Origin of the sequence: Paenibacillus sp. FSL P2-0173 (genome assembly GCF_038008045.1) — a bacterium.
GTDB lineage: Bacteria > Bacillota > Bacilli > Paenibacillales > Paenibacillaceae > Paenibacillus > Paenibacillus polymyxa_B.
On record NZ_JBBOYK010000001.1, the window covers coordinates 237,527 to 253,977 of the forward strand.

General features: G+C 43.2%; 12 protein-coding genes and 1 pseudogene. 3 read left to right on the forward strand and 10 right to left on the reverse strand.

Going from position 1 to position 16,451, the window contains the following annotated elements; genetic code table 11:
* Window positions 1-41 precede the first annotated feature (41 nt).
* From MKX30_RS00860 to MKX30_RS00895, 8 genes and pseudogenes are all read right to left on the reverse strand, one after another.
* The gene (locus tag MKX30_RS00860; protein WP_341062311.1) at window positions 42-392 is read right to left on the reverse strand and encodes an Asp23/Gls24 family envelope stress response protein; all 351 of its coding nucleotides are present in this window, start codon (window positions 390-392) and stop codon (window positions 42-44) included.
* 174 nt (window positions 393-566) lie between these two features.
* Window positions 567-3,677: an efflux RND transporter permease subunit gene (locus MKX30_RS00865; RefSeq protein WP_341062312.1), complete on the reverse strand. Its 3,111-nt coding sequence runs from the start codon at window positions 3,675-3,677 to the stop codon at window positions 567-569.
* Window positions 3,674-5,083, reverse strand: a complete 1,410-nt coding sequence (locus MKX30_RS00870; RefSeq protein ID WP_341062313.1) for an efflux RND transporter periplasmic adaptor subunit — start codon at window positions 5,081-5,083, stop codon at window positions 3,674-3,676. Before MKX30_RS00870 ends, MKX30_RS00865 begins: the two co-directional genes overlap by 4 nt.
* Before the next feature lie 167 nt (window positions 5,084-5,250).
* A complete protein-coding gene (locus tag MKX30_RS00875; protein WP_341062314.1) occupies window positions 5,251-5,901 on the reverse strand; it encodes a response regulator transcription factor in 651 nt (216 codons plus the stop codon).
* Window positions 5,898-7,127, reverse strand: a complete 1,230-nt coding sequence (locus MKX30_RS00880; protein ID WP_341062315.1) for a sensor histidine kinase — start codon at window positions 7,125-7,127, stop codon at window positions 5,898-5,900. Before MKX30_RS00880 ends, MKX30_RS00875 begins: the two co-directional genes overlap by 4 nt.
* Window positions 7,128-7,318: 191 nt before the next feature.
* Entirely contained in the window at window positions 7,319-8,410 is a 1,092-nt protein-coding gene (locus MKX30_RS00885; RefSeq protein ID WP_341062316.1) for an AI-2E family transporter, read from the reverse strand.
* A gap of 366 nt (window positions 8,411-8,776) precedes the next feature.
* Window positions 8,777-9,211: pseudogene (locus MKX30_RS00890) on the reverse strand (alpha/beta hydrolase); the annotation flags it as partial.
* Window positions 9,212-9,260: 49 nt separating this feature from the next.
* Window positions 9,261-9,632, reverse strand: a complete 372-nt coding sequence (locus MKX30_RS00895) for a hypothetical protein (protein WP_272640801.1) — start codon at window positions 9,630-9,632, stop codon at window positions 9,261-9,263.
* Between the two features lie 294 nt (window positions 9,633-9,926).
* Here MKX30_RS00895 and MKX30_RS00900 point away from each other — a divergent pair, with 294 nt between their 5' ends.
* Together MKX30_RS00900 and MKX30_RS00905 are read left to right on the forward strand one after the other, a co-directional pair.
* Window positions 9,927-10,088, forward strand: coding sequence for a TetR/AcrR family transcriptional regulator (locus MKX30_RS00900; RefSeq protein WP_272640896.1), 162 nt, complete (start codon window positions 9,927-9,929; stop codon window positions 10,086-10,088).
* Between the two features lie 144 nt (window positions 10,089-10,232).
* On the forward strand, window positions 10,233-10,397 hold the full coding sequence (locus MKX30_RS00905; RefSeq protein WP_341062318.1) for a hypothetical protein: 165 nt from the start codon (window positions 10,233-10,235) through the stop codon (window positions 10,395-10,397).
* A 2,005-nt stretch (window positions 10,398-12,402) separates the two neighbouring features.
* Here the strand turns inward: MKX30_RS00905 and MKX30_RS00910 are convergent.
* Window positions 12,403-13,347, reverse strand: coding sequence for an MBL fold metallo-hydrolase (locus tag MKX30_RS00910; protein WP_272640797.1), 945 nt, complete (start codon window positions 13,345-13,347; stop codon window positions 12,403-12,405).
* 230 nt (window positions 13,348-13,577) lie between these two features.
* Here MKX30_RS00910 and MKX30_RS00915 point away from each other — a divergent pair, with 230 nt between their 5' ends.
* Window positions 13,578-13,985 carry a MerR family transcriptional regulator gene (locus MKX30_RS00915; protein WP_023987566.1) on the forward strand — a complete coding sequence of 136 codons (408 nt, stop codon included), beginning with the start codon at window positions 13,578-13,580 and terminating at the stop codon, window positions 13,983-13,985.
* 358 nt (window positions 13,986-14,343) lie between these two features.
* Here MKX30_RS00915 and MKX30_RS00920 read toward each other — a convergent pair whose 3' ends face one another.
* On the reverse strand, window positions 14,344-16,449 hold the full coding sequence (locus tag MKX30_RS00920; protein WP_341062320.1) for a beta-galactosidase: 2,106 nt from the start codon (window positions 16,447-16,449) through the stop codon (window positions 14,344-14,346).
* Window positions 16,450-16,451: the final 2 nt, after the last annotated feature.

Sequence of the window (16,451 nt, forward strand, 5' to 3'; positions counted from 1 at the left end):
ACAGACTAGAACGGGAATTTAGGTCTGGATCCCTCGCAAAGTTAACTATCTTGAATAGCAATTCCCGTCACCTTGACGTTCACCACAACAATGGATAACCCTGTCATATTAATCACATCCTTCATTACATTTTGTTGTAACTCTCTGGCCACTGTATGGATAGGACATCCGTAATCAACGACAACTTTTAGATCAATAGTTGTTTCATCCGAACTAATTTTTACTGAGATCCCTTTTTTAATATTTTTTTCATTCATACGTTTGTTTGCTTCTTTCGAAAACCCTCCGTAAATTGCTGAAATTCCTGGAGTCTTCAATGCGGCTACACCAGTAATTTGGGATACAACATCATCTGATATTAGAATGCGACCGTGCTGCTCGTTTTCAGCCATACGACTCTCTCCTTTGGCATCGTATAAAATCGCTTTTGATTTTTAATACTTTTCTTCCTTACTGTTCATTGTAGTACGCTCATAAAAGGAAAAAATCGTACATTAGGGCAACAGGCTAATGTACGATCGGGTAGTGCTCAAGCAAAGCTATGGCCGATCTCTCTTTTGTATCAATTACAAAGACAATGAGCTATCGTTATTTGTATGCATTTCCTTCTTTTGCTTCCGTTTTAGCTTCAGTTGAGCTACGACCATATAAAGAGTCGGAACTACAAACAATGTTAAAATGGTTGAAAAAATCAGTCCGAATATAATAGTCGCTGCCAATGGCTTGAATAGAATTTCTCCCATCGTAGCAATCGGTATCATCCCGACGATCGCAGTTAGCGAAGTAAGCAGGATCGGACGGAAGCGGGCAGAGCATGCCATTAAAATGGCTTCTGTTAATTCGGCACCTTCACGCCGCGCGTCTTCAATAAACTCTATCAATACGATACCATTACGCACCACGATACCGGCAAGGGAAATGATACCCATGATACTCATAAAACCGATTGGCATACCAGTAATAAAGCTTCCAAGCACTCCTCCCGCTGCTGCCAGGTAAACAGTCGTCATAATAATGAGCGGTGTGGAAACCGAGTAAAACTGCATGGTGATCAAGAGCAGAATGAGAAAGACAACAATAACAGCTAATTTGCCCAAATCCTTAAATAAATCGGACTGTGTAGATGTTTCTCCATCCATTTCCCAAGTATACCCTGAATCAAAATGTGTACTTGTAAGCTTGCTGCGGATGTCCTGGGTGAGCTCTGTGGCCGTACGTCCATTTGCATTGGCTGTAATCGTTACCGTCCGTTCCAAATTATAGCGGTGGATTTGCTGAATAGAAAAGTCCGGTTTCATCGTGGCTAGCTGGGATAACGGAATCTGTTCTCCTCCCGCATTAGTGACACTTAGCTGTTGGAATAACACCTCAGGATCTTGGTTAGGCTTATCCATGTACATATTGATATCCAGCAGTTCCTTACCTGTATCAAAATCCGTGACCTTCACACCGTCACCCATTAGCAACAAAGTGCGGGTTAAGTTGGAATAGTTGACCTGATATTTATCCAGGGCCTGCTGGTTGACTTGAAAATTTAAATTATAGCTTTGCATCCCCATATTATCGGTCACATCTACAGCTCCAGGAGTCCCCGCTACAATTTCTTTTACTGTTGATGTCATGTTTTGCAGCTTTCCAAGGTCTTCTCCTTTGATACGGACAGATACTGCACTGCCCACTGGGATACCTAATTGAGGAACGCGAATACTTATTGATGCTGCTGGATATTTAGCTTTCAGCGTACTTGTCCAGCTGTCCACTGTTTTTTTGATATCAAAGACGCCCTCTTTACCAACAACAGTAAGTTGTCCGTGTACCGCTCCCACAGAGCCACTACCAGCTACTATATCGCTGTACATTTGAGGTGCTCCTCCACCTGCCGTAGCAGCCAGATGTTCTGTTTCTGGCTGCTTTTTAACCCAGTTCTCAATTTCGGTTATAACCTGATTGGTTGCCTGCAACGACGTTCCTTCTGGCATCGTTACGTTGATTGTAGCATCCGGTTGATCCGATTCAGGAAACAATTGAATGGGAACAATAGCAAGCAGTCCATAAGCTGCCGTACCAATCATAAGACCAATAAGCGCAGTGAAAAGTGGTCGACGAAGTATTCTCGGCATCCAGTTTTTAGCGTATACATTAGAGAGAGACTGAATTTGATTGCCGAGGAGCCCTGGAGGCTTGGTTGTTTTGCTACGTTCTTTACCCTTATGACGGTTATCGTACCATTGACGGAAAATAGGAATGATCGTAAGCGACATAATCATGGAGGCCAGCATCGTTAATGAAATTACGGTAGGGATCGGTTGAATAAAGTCCCCCATATTACCCGGCAGAAATAAAAGCGGGGCAAATGCTGCAACCGTAGCCAGCGTGGCCGTAATGATCGATAAGGATACTTCTTTCGTTCCTTTGATTGCCGCCTCCGTAGCATCTTCCCCAAATTCAGAGCGTCGGCGTTCAATATTGTCATTGACCACGACGGCATCATCAACCAGTATCCCTAGCACGATGATTAATCCGATAACTGAAATTTGGTTCAGCGTGGTACCTGTCATCGGCAAGACAATAAAACCGATGGCAATAGAAACAGGGATAGCCAAGGCCACGAATGCAGAAGTCAGCAAATTTAAACCTAATGTACAAATCACAATAACCGATGCAATAGCAATCATCATCTCTTTGGATAGATTACCAAAGATTTCACTTACACGATCATTTTGAGCGAAGAGTAGTTCAAAATGTACATCCTTTGGTAAGGTACTCGCAAGTTCGTTGATTTTGGCTGTCGCCGCTTTGGATACTGTGGGTACGTCTGTGCCTTTATCTCCACTCAAACTGATTGAAATAGCAGGCTTGGTATTTACATACGTATAACTCTCCGTTTTTTTAAAAACAAGTGAGGCTGTCCCGATATCCTTCAAGGATATCGGGAACCCATCTTCGTTGCTTGTAATCTGAACGTTATTTAAAACATTCGTATCAGTTGAGGCATTTACCGTCAACTGATACGCACGCTGATTGAAATCCAGACTTCCTGTAGGCACTCGATCGTTTTCATTTTTAATGGCTTGAACGACCTGTTCCCAGGAGATTCCATATTGCTGCATTTTTTGAGTGTTCAGGCTTATTCGTACTTCTTGTTCGGGAATTCCTTGAATATTAACTTTCGAAACACCCGAAACGGTTTTTAATTTATCTTTCCAGGTGTTCATCAACTCATTTAACGCATACAAATTTTCAACTTTATCAGAAGTGATTGCGTATGACCCGATGAAGGAGCCTGCCATACTATCATTGATAATGGGCTGCATCGCATCGTCCGGAAGATCGGACTGTGCATCCTGTACTTTTGTACGAAGATCAGCCCACACTTTCGTCGGATCTGCCTCATCCAATGCTTCTATACTTATACTGGATTGGCCTTTAGAAGAAGTGGAAGAAATGGTTTTGACACCCTCCACTTCTTTGATTTTCTGTTCCAATATCTTCGTAATGGTTTGTTCGATTCTTTCAGGTGAGGCCCCCGGATACACAGTTGTAACACTGGCTGACATAGGAATAACGTCAGGCATCTCCTGTTTAGGTAACGATATAAAGTTGTAAATCCCTAGCAAAATGCACATGCCAAAGAAAATAAGTGTGATTTTTTGTTTTTTAACGATGTATTTAATCATTTGGACGACTCCTTCGATTTCCCAAGTACATCACCATTAAATAAGGTTCCTGCTCCTTGCGTAACGATTTGGTCGCCTGCCTGTAGTCCAGAGAGAACTTCGAACTGATTATTAGTCACTTTCCCCAGTTTAATCGGAGTTTTAACGGCCTTTCCATTTACAGCTTTAAAGACATAAGGATCATTTCCCGTACTAATTACGGCCTCTACGGGCACTAAAAGCGCTTCGTTTTGATTTATGCTTTTAGCTGCACTAATGACTTGACCCGGTTTCCAATTGAGTTCGGGGTTGGGAATGCTAACTTCCACATTGATGCTTCCTGTTTTGGAGTTAGTCGTTGGATAGATCTGAGTAACGGCCCCTGTTCTAATTTCATTATAGAGGGATATATTTACTTTTTGATCCTTCTTCCACGATAAAATTTCACTATCCGGTACAGGCAAGAGCACTTTTAAAGCACTAATATTACCGACAGTAAAAGCCTCACTCCCGCTGGAGCCTAACTGCCCATCAGATACCTTTTTCTCGATCACAACACCAGCTATAGGAGATGTTAATGTGGTTTTCTTGAGCGCCAAAGCCGATTGCTCATAAGCGGCCATTGCATCCTTATAGGTAGCCTGTGCCTGTGCCTTACTGGCTAACCCTTGTTGTCTAGTAGCCACGGCCGATTCCAGCCCTGCCCTGGCCTGATCTACGCCAGCCGAAGCTTGCGAACGCTGTTCCTGAGAAGCCCCTGCAAGTAAAAGGGACAATTGCTCTTGTGAGTCACTTAAACTTTTTTGTGCGTTCGTTAATTCCAACTGCGCATTCTCATTTTCTGTTAATGATACAGCTCCTGCCTGAAATAGACTTTGGCTCCTAGCGGCATCTGCCTTTTTCTTGTTATAAGCATTGGTTGCCGCCGTAACTGCATTTTGCGCCTGTACAATTTCCTGCTTTTTGGCCCCATCGTTCAATTCCTGTAATTTGGATTGGGCTGAATTAATTTGGGATTGTGCCGTACTAATGCTTGCCTGTGCTGATTGAACAGAGGCGTCTGCTTGGCTGATACCCGCTTTGGCCTTCTCCATAGTTGTCTCGGCCCGTTCAAGTTCCAGCTGATAAGTGGATGTATCCAACTGTGCGAGAACTACCCCTTTCTGTACCTGATCCCCCACTTCAACCGTCGTATTTAAAATACGCCCATTGGCTTCAAAGGAAACCGCGGTTTGATTGCTTGCCTGCAATGTTCCCGCCAAATTAAATTCATTAGCCAAAGGCTGCATCTTTACTTTTTGAATTTGTACCGGCTGGCCAGATTTTGCAGTGGTATCCTCCGTAGCGCTTGAGCAACCGGAAACCACCATAGCGAAGGTTATCCCCGTGACTAGCATTTTAATTCGTGTTCTATTCAACCCTTTCATCCTCCTTGACTAACTTCTAAGCAGTTACCAGCAAATTACGAGATTAACTGGACTCTTTCTCTTTTCATGGTACAACAGTTAAACAAAAAAAAAATCGTACATAAGGGCAAGCACCTCATGTACGTTTGGGCAAATTTACAAACAATATTTATTTTTATAAACCAATTTTAAAGATGCAGAATGCCTCGTTCCAAAGACACGACCACTGCTTCGGATCGAGAATCGACACCGAGCTTGTTGTAAATGTTCGTTAAATGTGATTTCACCGTCCGCTCCGAAATCCCCATGTCTAACGCAATCTCTTTGCTCCTAAGCCCCTGTGTAACAGATTGTAATATGTTCCTTTCTTTCTCGGTCAGGATTGGAGTATCTGCATACTGCTCACTCTTGACCTCTTTCTCACTTGTTTTAGCAAAAACTCTTGCTGTAATTTCCGGCTGAAGAAGTGTCTCTCCTCTTAAAGCGGATTCAATAGTCCGAAACAAATTTTCACGGCTGGTATCTTTTAATAAATAGCCTTTGGCCCCCAAGGAGAGCCCCTGAATCATTAAATCATCTTCGTTATAGGTAGTCAGGATAATAACTGGCGTTTCATTTTGCATCTCTTTTAAAGCTTTCATTGTTTCCAATCCGCTCATTTGGGGCATATATAGATCCATTAGGATGACATCCGGCTGAAGTTCCTCAATCAGAGTGATAGCAGTTTCCCCTTCTCCAGCTTCACCCACTACTTCGTAGCTGTCATTTGTCTCTAGAACAAGCTTTAGCCCTTCTCTAACCACCCAATGATCATCTACGATTAATATTTTGAATTTCATGATACATCTCCTTTGGTAAGAGGTACCTCTATTTTAATAGATGTCCCTTCTTGAACTGTGCTGTTGATCTGTATTGTTCCGCCCAGCAGACGCGCACGCTCATGAATGCCTATTAGTCCGTAATGTCCTGATCGTCTGGCAATAATATCTGGATTAAATCCTTTTCCATCATCACGGACCACTATAGTAATTTTATCTTGTTGATCCAGAATATTAATCCATACGTTCTTGGCATAAGAATGCTTGCCTACGTTCGTTAGACATTCACTTATGATTTGTAGCCCATGCTCAATCAACAGCCTGGATACCGAGGATTTCATTTTGATGTTCAGTGCTGTACGAATGCCGGTAGCCATCGTAAAACGCTGCGCTTCTTCCCGGACTGCATCGGAAAAGTCGACTTCGGAGGCCGATTTTGAACGCAGGTTATCTATAGCCCTTCGCGAGTCAGCCAGCGCCTTTCGTGCCTGTGACATGGACTGTTGAACGATTTCATGGGCTCTCTGCGAGCTGCCTTTTATCATATGGGCATCTATGGCTTCCAACTGCATAATCAGGCCAGCAAGACCTTGAGCCAGTGTATCATGCAGATCCCGGGCCATGCGTTGCCGCTCATTGGCTAACGTAAGTTCTTCTACTTTCTGATGTGCAAGCTCCAGCTCAGTAAGAAAGTTTTGGATACGAATCCGCGCATTAACTTGTTTGTAGAAAAGAATAGAATATGCAGCTACGATTATAACGATAAGAATGAGCAACCCAATAAACAGCACAGAGTGCTCACCATCGCGATACCATATCATAGCTAGACAAAAAAGAAGATAGAAGCCAACAAACACCAACACAACTTTTTTTGTTTGATAATATATACCTATGCTTTGACCGATTAAAATTGGGATTAATCCAATCAGCATAATTGGGAAACTGAAAGGAAGAAGGAAAGCGCTTAAAAAGATAATTCCTGCTTGAATAATAAAAAAAATCCATGAACCATAATGTAAAATTTTTCGAACATGCCAGTACAAAAGTACATGCAGGGCTATTGCCAGAGAGAACAATAGACTTCGAATTGGTAATGGTGTAGTTATATTTTGAATAACGATTCCCTCGATATAGATGAAAATGATCCATAATATAATTGGAACTCTGGATATAGTAAGGCGATCACCTTCTCCATCGTAGATCTTTAAGTCGACATCTTGGTCTTGTTCATTGGATTGTTTGCCCATAGTCCACCTCTAAAATTTATATACTTAGAAAAAAACATTATATTTATATTTTATCATTTTGTACCTTTTAAAAAAAATAAGTAAAAAGTCATTTTACAAAATGATGAAGTTTAATAAACGTACACATGTGCAAGGACGTGTGTACGTTTGGGCAAAAGAATAAATTTTTGTATACTAAAATTCAATATCAGTTATAAATGTTCCCATTTTTCTCTGTAAAAAAGCAAGTACACCTTACTAACTATTACTTTAATAATCATATAATAAGGGATAGCTAGCAATATTCCTGTAATTCCTGCTAAATCCCCACCAATCAGTACAAGAATAATCACTGTCAAAGGGTGAACATCAAGCTGCTTACCGAATACATAGGGAGAAATGATATTATCTTGTATTTGCTGGGCCAATAAAATAACGACAAGTGACCATATCGCGACCGAGGCTGACTGAATGAACCCAATAATAACAATAGGGATTGATGATAGAATAGCACCTACAAAAGGAATGAAATTCATGATTACCGCAACGACGGTTAATAATAATGCATATGGCAGTCCAATCAAAAGAAATCCTAAGTACATTAACACACCAAGTGCCAAGTTAATAATTACTCTTCCTACGATAAAGCTGCTGAGTGCGCTATCAATATCATCCAAGACCTCGTTTGCAGCGATTAGAAAACGCTTAGGAACAAAACTAACTAATTTACGGCCGAATTTCCCACCTTCCTTTAACATATAAAAAAGGATTAATGGGAACATAAACAATGCGATTGTAACATTGGAAACAAGACCAAACAAACCGGTTACATAATCCGTAACTAATAAGAAACCTTTATTCAAGTATTCAGTGAGGTGTGTTAGCGGATTAACGTCGCCCGGAAAAATGGCAGAAAGTGCCCCATCCTGTTCTAATTCATGAACCTTTTTACCTAATGCACTAAATAAACTGGGTGCATTATCCACGAGGTTGATCATTTGATTACGTATGGAAGGCCAAATACCTACCACAAAGAGAGCTAAGATGACTGCAATGGCGATATAAATCAGTATGATTGCAAGAGAACGGTTTAACTTATGTCTTTCCAGTAAATCTACCAATGGACGCAGAAGATAATAGAAAAAAACAGACATCATTAATGGCAATAAGACAACGCTGATTAACGAAGTTATCGGTACAAATAAAAAATCGACTAGTGTACACAAATATATAATGATGAGCACAAAAATGATACCCATACACCATTTAAAAAACTTATTTATTTGTGGAGAGTGATTAAGCATTAAAAGTATTCCCTCCTACCTTTGCATTTTTAATGAACAATTTTAACTTCTTCAACTGACCACACCCTTTAAACATAATAAAAGGAAATTTGCATTATTAGCACTCTGCTAATTTACTCGATTTCTTCTATTCATTTTAAATCGAAAACTAAAATAAAAAATCGTACATAAGGGCATAAACCTCATGTACGATTGGGCAAATTATTTTAAATTTTTGCAAAGTTCTTGAAAGGTCTCTATCTTTAGATGGATGCTTAAGTATTTTCGCAAATCTTCTCTCAGCTAACACTCCCGAATATACATGATTCCTAATAATTTCAATGGTTAAGGATTCCAATATACTGTTGGTTAGGCACCTCTAACCGTTCAAGAGATACAACTAAGAACAGATTCAATCGAAACTAAACAAGCTGATGCCGAATAAAGCGAGATAGCAGCGACGCGGTCGGGATGATCAGCAAGTGGACCTCCGATGAACTGCTCTAGCGCTTCGTTCAAAGTAGTCACCAGTTTAATCGGATCTACGACCGGATATTCGATGGCAACCGCTGCGGGAATAGGGACATTTCCTGCACTCTGGGTTTCCCCTGCCGCAACGGTGTAACCGATGAGAGAAGCAAGATTCCCGCCCGCAGACTCGCCCGTTAATATGATCTTGGTCGTATCACCGTTCCATCGGCTGGCGTTGTCACCGACCCATGCAAGGGCGCTGGACACAGCAGCGGGAGTTGTCTCCCAAGTCGGTTCACTTGGTGTCGATAGAGGATACTCAACGTCAAATACCAGGTAACCTTGCTGGGCAAAGTAATGATCGTCAGAAGCAAATCCCTCGAACGATCCTTCTAAAAAACTACCGCCGTGACTTGGCTCTTCTTACTGACATCAGCACTGCGCTCGCCCGCCCGATTCCGCTTCCTGCACCTATGACGATGATGACTTTACCCTCAAGCGAAGCATCGTTTTTTCTGGAGGAAGGAGCAGCGTAGGTTTGTGGAGTCTTTTCTGCTACAAACACAATTGAAGCCAAATCATTCTTAATTGCTTCTAGTGTAGAAAGGGGAATGTTCACTTGAGGAAGGTCAACCAGCTGACCCAAAGTGAAATTGGAGGCCATCTTAAATGTTGGTTCACTTACAAATTCAGGTAAATGTTTTTGCAGTACAACGAACGCTTCTTCATGGTTTAATAGATCACCAATTTTAATATTTTCATTGTAGGCCATTGGGCTCATCCTCCAGTAAAGTTAATATACTTTAAAAAAATGATATTATATATATCATTATGATAGTACTACTATCATTTTCGAAAGTGAGAATGCAACTTTACTTCGTGAACCAAGCAAAAGTTAATCCATATGCTTCGCTATGTTTAATACGGACCTGTTCATTGACAAGCAAGAAGTAACTTTGCTAGCATAATTGAAGCTGAATCCTGTAAGGAGGTCTTCCTCATTCAACCTAGTCAAAGACTTGAACATGAGCGTAGCAATCTGTGAATAAAGCGGCGCATAAATATTATTGAAGCAGCCCAGATCGTTTTTACCAATAAAGGGTTTGAACAAGCCACGATGCAGGAGATCGCCAAGGAAGCGGGTTTGGGTGTAGCTACCATCTTCCGCTATTTCCCTAAAAAGGAGCAATTGATCGTGTCCGTTGCTTCCAAGATTGTCCAATCCTAGTTTGAGGTGTTGTCAGAAATTATAAGTGGTAAAGGCAACTGTTACGACAAGCTGGACAGAATCTTTGGTGCGCTCATCTTTTTTCAGAACACAGAGCATCAACGAAACTCTAAACTTATTGAAGCATTTGAATGCTACGTTGCGATGTCAAAACAACCTCTGGAAGATATAGACATCTATCAGGCACAATACAACAAACTGATCGCGCTTTTCAGCGAGCTTGCCTTACTTGGAGAGCAAGACGGCTCTGTAAGGACGAACCATATGACTGCCGATACCATCATTACCATGATGAACGTTTTTTTGTAAATCTTATCCAATAAAATGGCTATGCTGAATGCCATTGCGGCATTTCATACACAGGTAGAAGAGGCAGAACAGTTCAATATCCTGAAGAAATTATTGTGGACCAATTAAGAGCTTAAACATCGCCTTTGGGCTTTAGATTGGCTTTAGGTTATCGCGGATTCCCAAACTATGAGACCGATGTGAAGCACATATTGAACAGGACATCCTACACTATTTTTGTTGTTTATGTACTGGACCACGTATTTTGTACAGAAGAAAGTACCTAACGCCAGTAAAGGCTGGCAAGGCACTTTCTTCATTCGGTGTTTACTTCAAATCTTCCACGTGTTCGTTTGGTCATGCTGGGAGCAGACAAATCTCTCCAGCATGACCTTGCAGTAGCATCTTTGCTTTATGCTACCCGTGCTTTCACTCCATTTTCCATTCCTCCTTTTTTCGCCTAAATCGCCCGTGCAATTTCGTTTGCCTCGGCCACGGCATTCAGCGCTCTGCGAGCTTGGACCGCATCTCCGATAACATGACATGGAATGTAATGCTCTCTGCAAAACGCATTTATATTCTCAAAACTTCGTGATTTGGCACCGATAGCAACGACAACCGAATTACAAGGGTAGTCTTGAAGTTGCCTCTTGTTTTCAATTACAACTGCGTTGTCCTTAATTTCCACACATTTGGCATCCGTTAAAGTTTTCACCCCAGAAGCATAAAGATTTTCCATGACGCATATTAAGGGATGCGGTAACAGGCGTTCCGAGTTTCACCTCTACACCTTCTTTGATGGCCTGCTTCCCCATAGCCAAAGCAGTTGCCTCAAGACCTGCTATCCCGCCCCTGCAACCAAAGCTTTTTTGGGGTACTCGGTAGTCGTTAGCTTGTATTCGGCTTCTCTGCCTAGTGCTGGATTTCTCAAGCAAGTTATAAATGGTACTTCCGTTGCAACATCAGCCGCAATAACCAGCTAACGCAACCTTCGCACAAGGAGAAATGCCACTAAAATTAAGCAGACCATTTTAAAAAAACTTCACCACCAAAAAAGAGAAAGAACTTCCTATGAATGATCAATGAAATGAGCGTTTTTTTTAGTAACTTCAGAAACATCTACAACATGCAGCTAAATGCTTCTATGACATTGGGCAGAAAAAATTTTAGATGCAGTATAGTTGAAGGTAGTCGATTGAAAATTCTAGTTTACCGGGAGCCATTTAATGTCTACTTCTTCATCCAAAACTGTCCAATTTTTATTGTCGTTCGAACCTTCAAATGTCCATTGGATGAAATACAGATCACTCCCCTGCAGCCGGTCCGTAACCAGCCTTCGCCGATTTCAGGCTGCTGTTTGTAGTCTCGGCTATCTAGGGCTTGAATCATCAAGCATGTTCGCTTCCATTCCCGTTTTTCTTCAGAATCTCTTTGATCTTCACATACATTTCTTTAGATACATGTTCCTTCAAGGTAGTACCGTCCTGATACATACCCAGATTCATGATCATTTTCTGCTGAGCTCATTGGCCGCCTTGCTGATATCAATCTCCATGCTAAGATAATCGGCTCCGGCAAAAACCTCAAACCAACACTTCCCTACCGGACAATGGATTGCCACGGTTACAGGCAATTGGAGAAGTGTAGACGTTTCAGGAATCGCCGCAAACTGGAAACATGACATATCTGAGAGGAAGTTCGAATAAACCGGTAGAGAAGATCCGAAAAATATCTATACCGATAACGAAAAGAAACGATTGAGTGAAACTTAGCTGAAGCTAAAGTGCTTAACGGGTTTCGCTATTACCGTTTACACCGTCTGCAAAACTTAAGAGAACAAGTCCTGATGACAGCTGTTCGGTGAAAATAAAGTATTAGACTGACGATGCTTCATTAAGCTAACGGGCAGGTTAACCTAACAAGCAGACTGCCAATTACGTTTGAAAATACCCAAACGTGCTGCCGGGTTGACATTCAGAACTGGCCTTGTGAATCTGGTGGAGTTAAAGGGAGTGCTAGTTGTGTCTCATCTATTATTTTGAACAAGCATTGTATTGAAGAGCCAGCGAAAATTCCATCTGAAATACTGAGCTAGATGCCAATCTTCATAGCCATTTAATACACCTTCATTTAACCAGTAAGACTCTGGTTTTCCGCTCGTCGCAGCTTCAGACACATAAGCGATCGTTTTTTCTAAAAAGCGAATGACATCTAGGATTTTATCTGGAGTGGACACATCTCCATGCCCGGGAATGACAGTATCTACCTTCAGATCTCTTTGAATGCGTCTAAGGATGCGTATCCAAGCGTAGGGATTACCGTATGGCATGACCGGAATCGTCTTGTTGGTTATTAAATCACCAGCAATCAAGGTTCGTTCTTCAGGCACGTAAATAACGGCATCGCTTAAAGAATGGCCGCCTCCGTAGGATAAAACTTCGACAGTGCGTTTTGCTCCTTTTATAACTAGTTTATCGTCAAAAGTTATCGTAGGTATCACCCTACGAAGGGAAGGGATAGCATCATACAGGGCTCTCTGCACGGAAAGATCATAGCCGATTTCGGTTAAGATGTGCGGATTTTTTTCTTGTGAACGTACTTGATGTAGGCTATTTATTAACTTCTGAATGTTTTGTTGCATAAGATCAATATTCACTTTACCCATTTCAGATAGCAAATCTCTTGTCCAAACGGTAGATATAAAATCACTTTCCATGAATTCCTGATTGCCGTTGACATGATCTCCATGGAAATGAGTATTGATCACATATTTAATTGGTTTATTCGTTAATTGTTCTGCGGTTTGACGTAACAAAGCACCAGAATGCGGTAGGTTAGTTGTGTCCACAACAACGGTCAAATCCCCAATGTCAATAATTGCCGCATTCCCCAGCGAACCACTACCAGGTACCGAAATAGCACCCCAGATACCTTCCGCTGCTTGTTGAATCGTGAAATATTTGTTGTTCATTGTTTATGCCTCCATCAAAATAAGTTTGACACCATTTCCTTTTATCTTTAGTTTTTTTATGTTTCATGTATATCAATTAGCAACTTTAGCTTACAAGTTAGAGTCAACTAGAAATCAAGCACAAATTTTTGAAATGAAGTTTGAGGTGCAAATATCGACTTCGAGTTGACTTAAAGATGTATAATAGTTTTAAATTTTGGTTTAGAAAAAAGGAGTGACATAAAAAAGCAATGCTTACTATAAGTCAAGTATCAGAAAGAACGGGGTTAACTCCTTATACGATTCGCTATTATGAAAAAATTGGAGTGCTACAGGAACCAAATCGAAGAAATGGAAGGACACGCATTTATACCGAAAGTGAGGTTTCATATATACAATGTTTAATTAGATTAAAAAAATTGGGATTGTCGCTTGAGGAGATTACGGAATTTACTCGTGACGGATGTGTACTGGATAAAATTCAAAAAGGGGAAGAAGTTGCTAATTTTACTCCTGCCTTACACATACGGATAGAAATTCTTGAAAAGCATCTGGTGGAACTGGAATCCAAGCGGCAGGAACTTGAGTGCATGATTTCCCTTGCCAACGAGAAGATAGCCCTGTACCAAAAACTTACGAAAGACGATATAGTAATGTAGAAGACCTGGTTCACCACCAGCATATACGATGGCAACAGAATTGATTGAACTAACGAAATACGTTAGTTGAACGACAACAGCGGCAGTCTAAGACTTTATTTTCTCAGTCTACAACTCTATTTACCTAGTCTAACACTTTATTTTTCAGTCTAAAAGACAACAGCAGCCGCCCAGAACATGAAAGAGATGGTGATCTACCTGGATCGCATTTGAAAAACGGGGGGGGATTATGGCACGTTTATTCTCAGTAATTGACTATTTTAAATGCAAGAAGCCCTGTACCTTAATAGAGTACGGGGCTTCTTACTGTATTCTTTTACCCTATGCAGGCATCATCTTTACTGACAAGGCACATTTGTCATCCATTTTGTTTATTTGCTCCATACTTGTTGTACCAGGATTTCGCTTGTCGTTTCAACAAGCGAATGCCGTTTACACCGAGCTCGACGGCATCGCCCGCGGCATCGCCTGTTTCCATATCCGTGTAGGACTGGCCGTCCAATTTGACGCGCTGCGGCGTGCCTCCGAAATTCTGGATAAACACGAAGTCGGCCGTTCCGTTCGTCCGCGCCTGCGCCGTAACGCCATGAGGAAGCTTTGTATCGATTACCCGCTCCAGGCCAGCCTCTTCAGCCAATCGGCCATAGAATGCGTCCAGAAAATCGTCCTTGAGCCGGGTCGCCATGTAATAGGCGCGCCCTTTGCCCAGTCGATTCACCGTCAGCGCGGGACGGCCTGCATAGAAACTGTCCGTGTAGACGCCAAGCACTTCCGCACCCTCCGGATGGATCAGCTCGCAAAGTTCATGCGATTCAAATGTTCCAGCCAGGCCGAGCGGATTATCTGTCGCCAATACGACGCCGTTGCGATCATCGTCGTACAAACCCTCGATCTCCTCCGCCCAAATACCAAGCGTGTTGCGTAGCGGTCCCGGGAAACCCCCGAGGTGGCAAAGATCATGCTCGTCGACGATCCCAGACCAGTACGTTGCGACCAGCGTTCCCCCATTCTCGACGAAAAGTTCTAGCTTCTTCCCGGTTTCCTCCCGGCACAAATATAGCATAGGCGCGACAATCAGCTTGTACGGCGCGAAGTCGTCCTCGGAGCCGATGACGTCGGTTGGCACGCCGTGAGACCATAACGCGCGGTGCTGAGCATACACAGTCTCTTCGTAATGGAGACCCGTGTTGCGCGGCCCTTGTGCATCCTTGATTGCCCAACGGTTATCCCAATCGAACAGGATTGCCGCTTGCGCGGGCGTCGAAGTCCCAACGACCTCAACCAATCCCGCTAGCGTCTGGCTAAGCTCCGTGACATCGCGGAAGACTCGCGTATGCTCGTGACCGACATGGTCCACGACCGCGCCGTGGAATTTCTCGCTGGAGCCGCGGCTTTTGCGCCATTGGAAGTATTGGACGGAATCCGAGCCGTGCGCCACGGCTTGCAACGAGGACAGTTTGTGCATGCCCGGCTGCTTTAGCTTGCTGACTGGCTGCCAGTTGGTCAGGCTCGGCGTGCTTTCCATCAGCAGGAACGGCCGCCCCTTGATAGAACGAAACAGGTCGTGATAGAACGCCACGAATGCTCCCAGTTCGGCGTCGTCTTGATGCTCATGCCACGTCGGGTAAGCGTCCCAGGAAATGATGTCGAGCAAATCTCCGAATTTACGGTAGTCCAAACCCTCGAACATATGCATGTTGGTCGTGACCGGCAACGCTGACCCTGCTTTCCGTATCGCTTCGATCTCGTAACGGCAGAAATCGATCGTTTGGTCCGTCACAAAGCGGCGCCAGTCGAGATTCTGGCCATGTACTACGTATTCGCCGTGCGGAGCAGGTGATTCGATCTGCCCCCAATCGATGTACGTATGCGCCCAGAACGTCGACCACCACGCATGGTTTAACGCCTCAAGCGTGCCGTATTTATTTTTCAACCACGCCCGGAAGGCGTCTTGGCAATAGTCGCAATGACAATCGCCGCCGAATTCGTTGGAAATATGCCAGCCTACGACCGCCGGATGGTCGCCGTAACGCTCCGCCAGCTTCCGGTTGATGATGGAAGTCTTTTCGCGGTAAACCGGTGATGTATAGCAGTGATTGTGACGCATGCCGTGCAGGTTGCGGACGCGATTCGCTTCGACCCGCCGAACCTCCGGATACTTTTCTGACATCCAAGCCGGACGTGCGCCGCTAGGCGTCGCCAGCCAAGCATAAATACCGTTCGCTTCGAAGCGCTCGAGCAGTTGGTCCAACCAATCGAAGGTAAACGTACCTTCCGTCGGTTCGAGCGCGGCCCATGCGAATATGCCGATCGACATGACGTTGCAGCCGGAAAGTTTCATCAGACGGATATCTTCCTCGAGCACCTCCGGATAACGAAGCCATTGATCTGGATTGTAATCGGCACCGTGCATCATGACGGGAAACTTGTCGCTGACGGGTGGGAATACTTGCGTGTTCTTCATAG

Bases quoted from the DNA above. Each gene is read 5' to 3' on its own strand.
- MKX30_RS00860 (WP_341062311.1), bottom strand. From the start codon at position 392: ATGGCTGAAAACGAGCAGCACGGTCGCATTCTAATATCAGATGATGTT.
- MKX30_RS00865 (WP_341062312.1), bottom strand. From the start codon at position 3,677: ATGATTAAATACATCGTTAAAAAACAAAAAATCACACTTATTTTCTTT.
- MKX30_RS00870 (WP_341062313.1), bottom strand. From the start codon at position 5,083: ATGAAAGGGTTGAATAGAACACGAATTAAAATGCTAGTCACGGGGATA.
- MKX30_RS00875 (WP_341062314.1), bottom strand. From the start codon at position 5,901: ATGAAATTCAAAATATTAATCGTAGATGATCATTGGGTGGTTAGAGAA.
- MKX30_RS00880 (WP_341062315.1), bottom strand. From the start codon at position 7,127: ATGGGCAAACAATCCAATGAACAAGACCAAGATGTCGACTTAAAGATC.
- MKX30_RS00885 (WP_341062316.1), bottom strand. From the start codon at position 8,410: ATGCTTAATCACTCTCCACAAATAAATAAGTTTTTTAAATGGTGTATG.
- MKX30_RS00895 (WP_272640801.1), bottom strand. From the start codon at position 9,632: ATGGCCTACAATGAAAATATTAAAATTGGTGATCTATTAAACCATGAA.
- MKX30_RS00905 (WP_341062318.1), top strand. From the start codon at position 10,233: ATGTCAAAACAACCTCTGGAAGATATAGACATCTATCAGGCACAATAC.
- MKX30_RS00910 (WP_272640797.1), bottom strand. From the start codon at position 13,347: ATGAACAACAAATATTTCACGATTCAACAAGCAGCGGAAGGTATCTGG.
- MKX30_RS00915 (WP_023987566.1), top strand. From the start codon at position 13,578: ATGCTTACTATAAGTCAAGTATCAGAAAGAACGGGGTTAACTCCTTAT.
- MKX30_RS00920 (WP_341062320.1), bottom strand. From the start codon at position 16,449: ATGAAGAACACGCAAGTATTCCCACCCGTCAGCGACAAGTTTCCCGTC.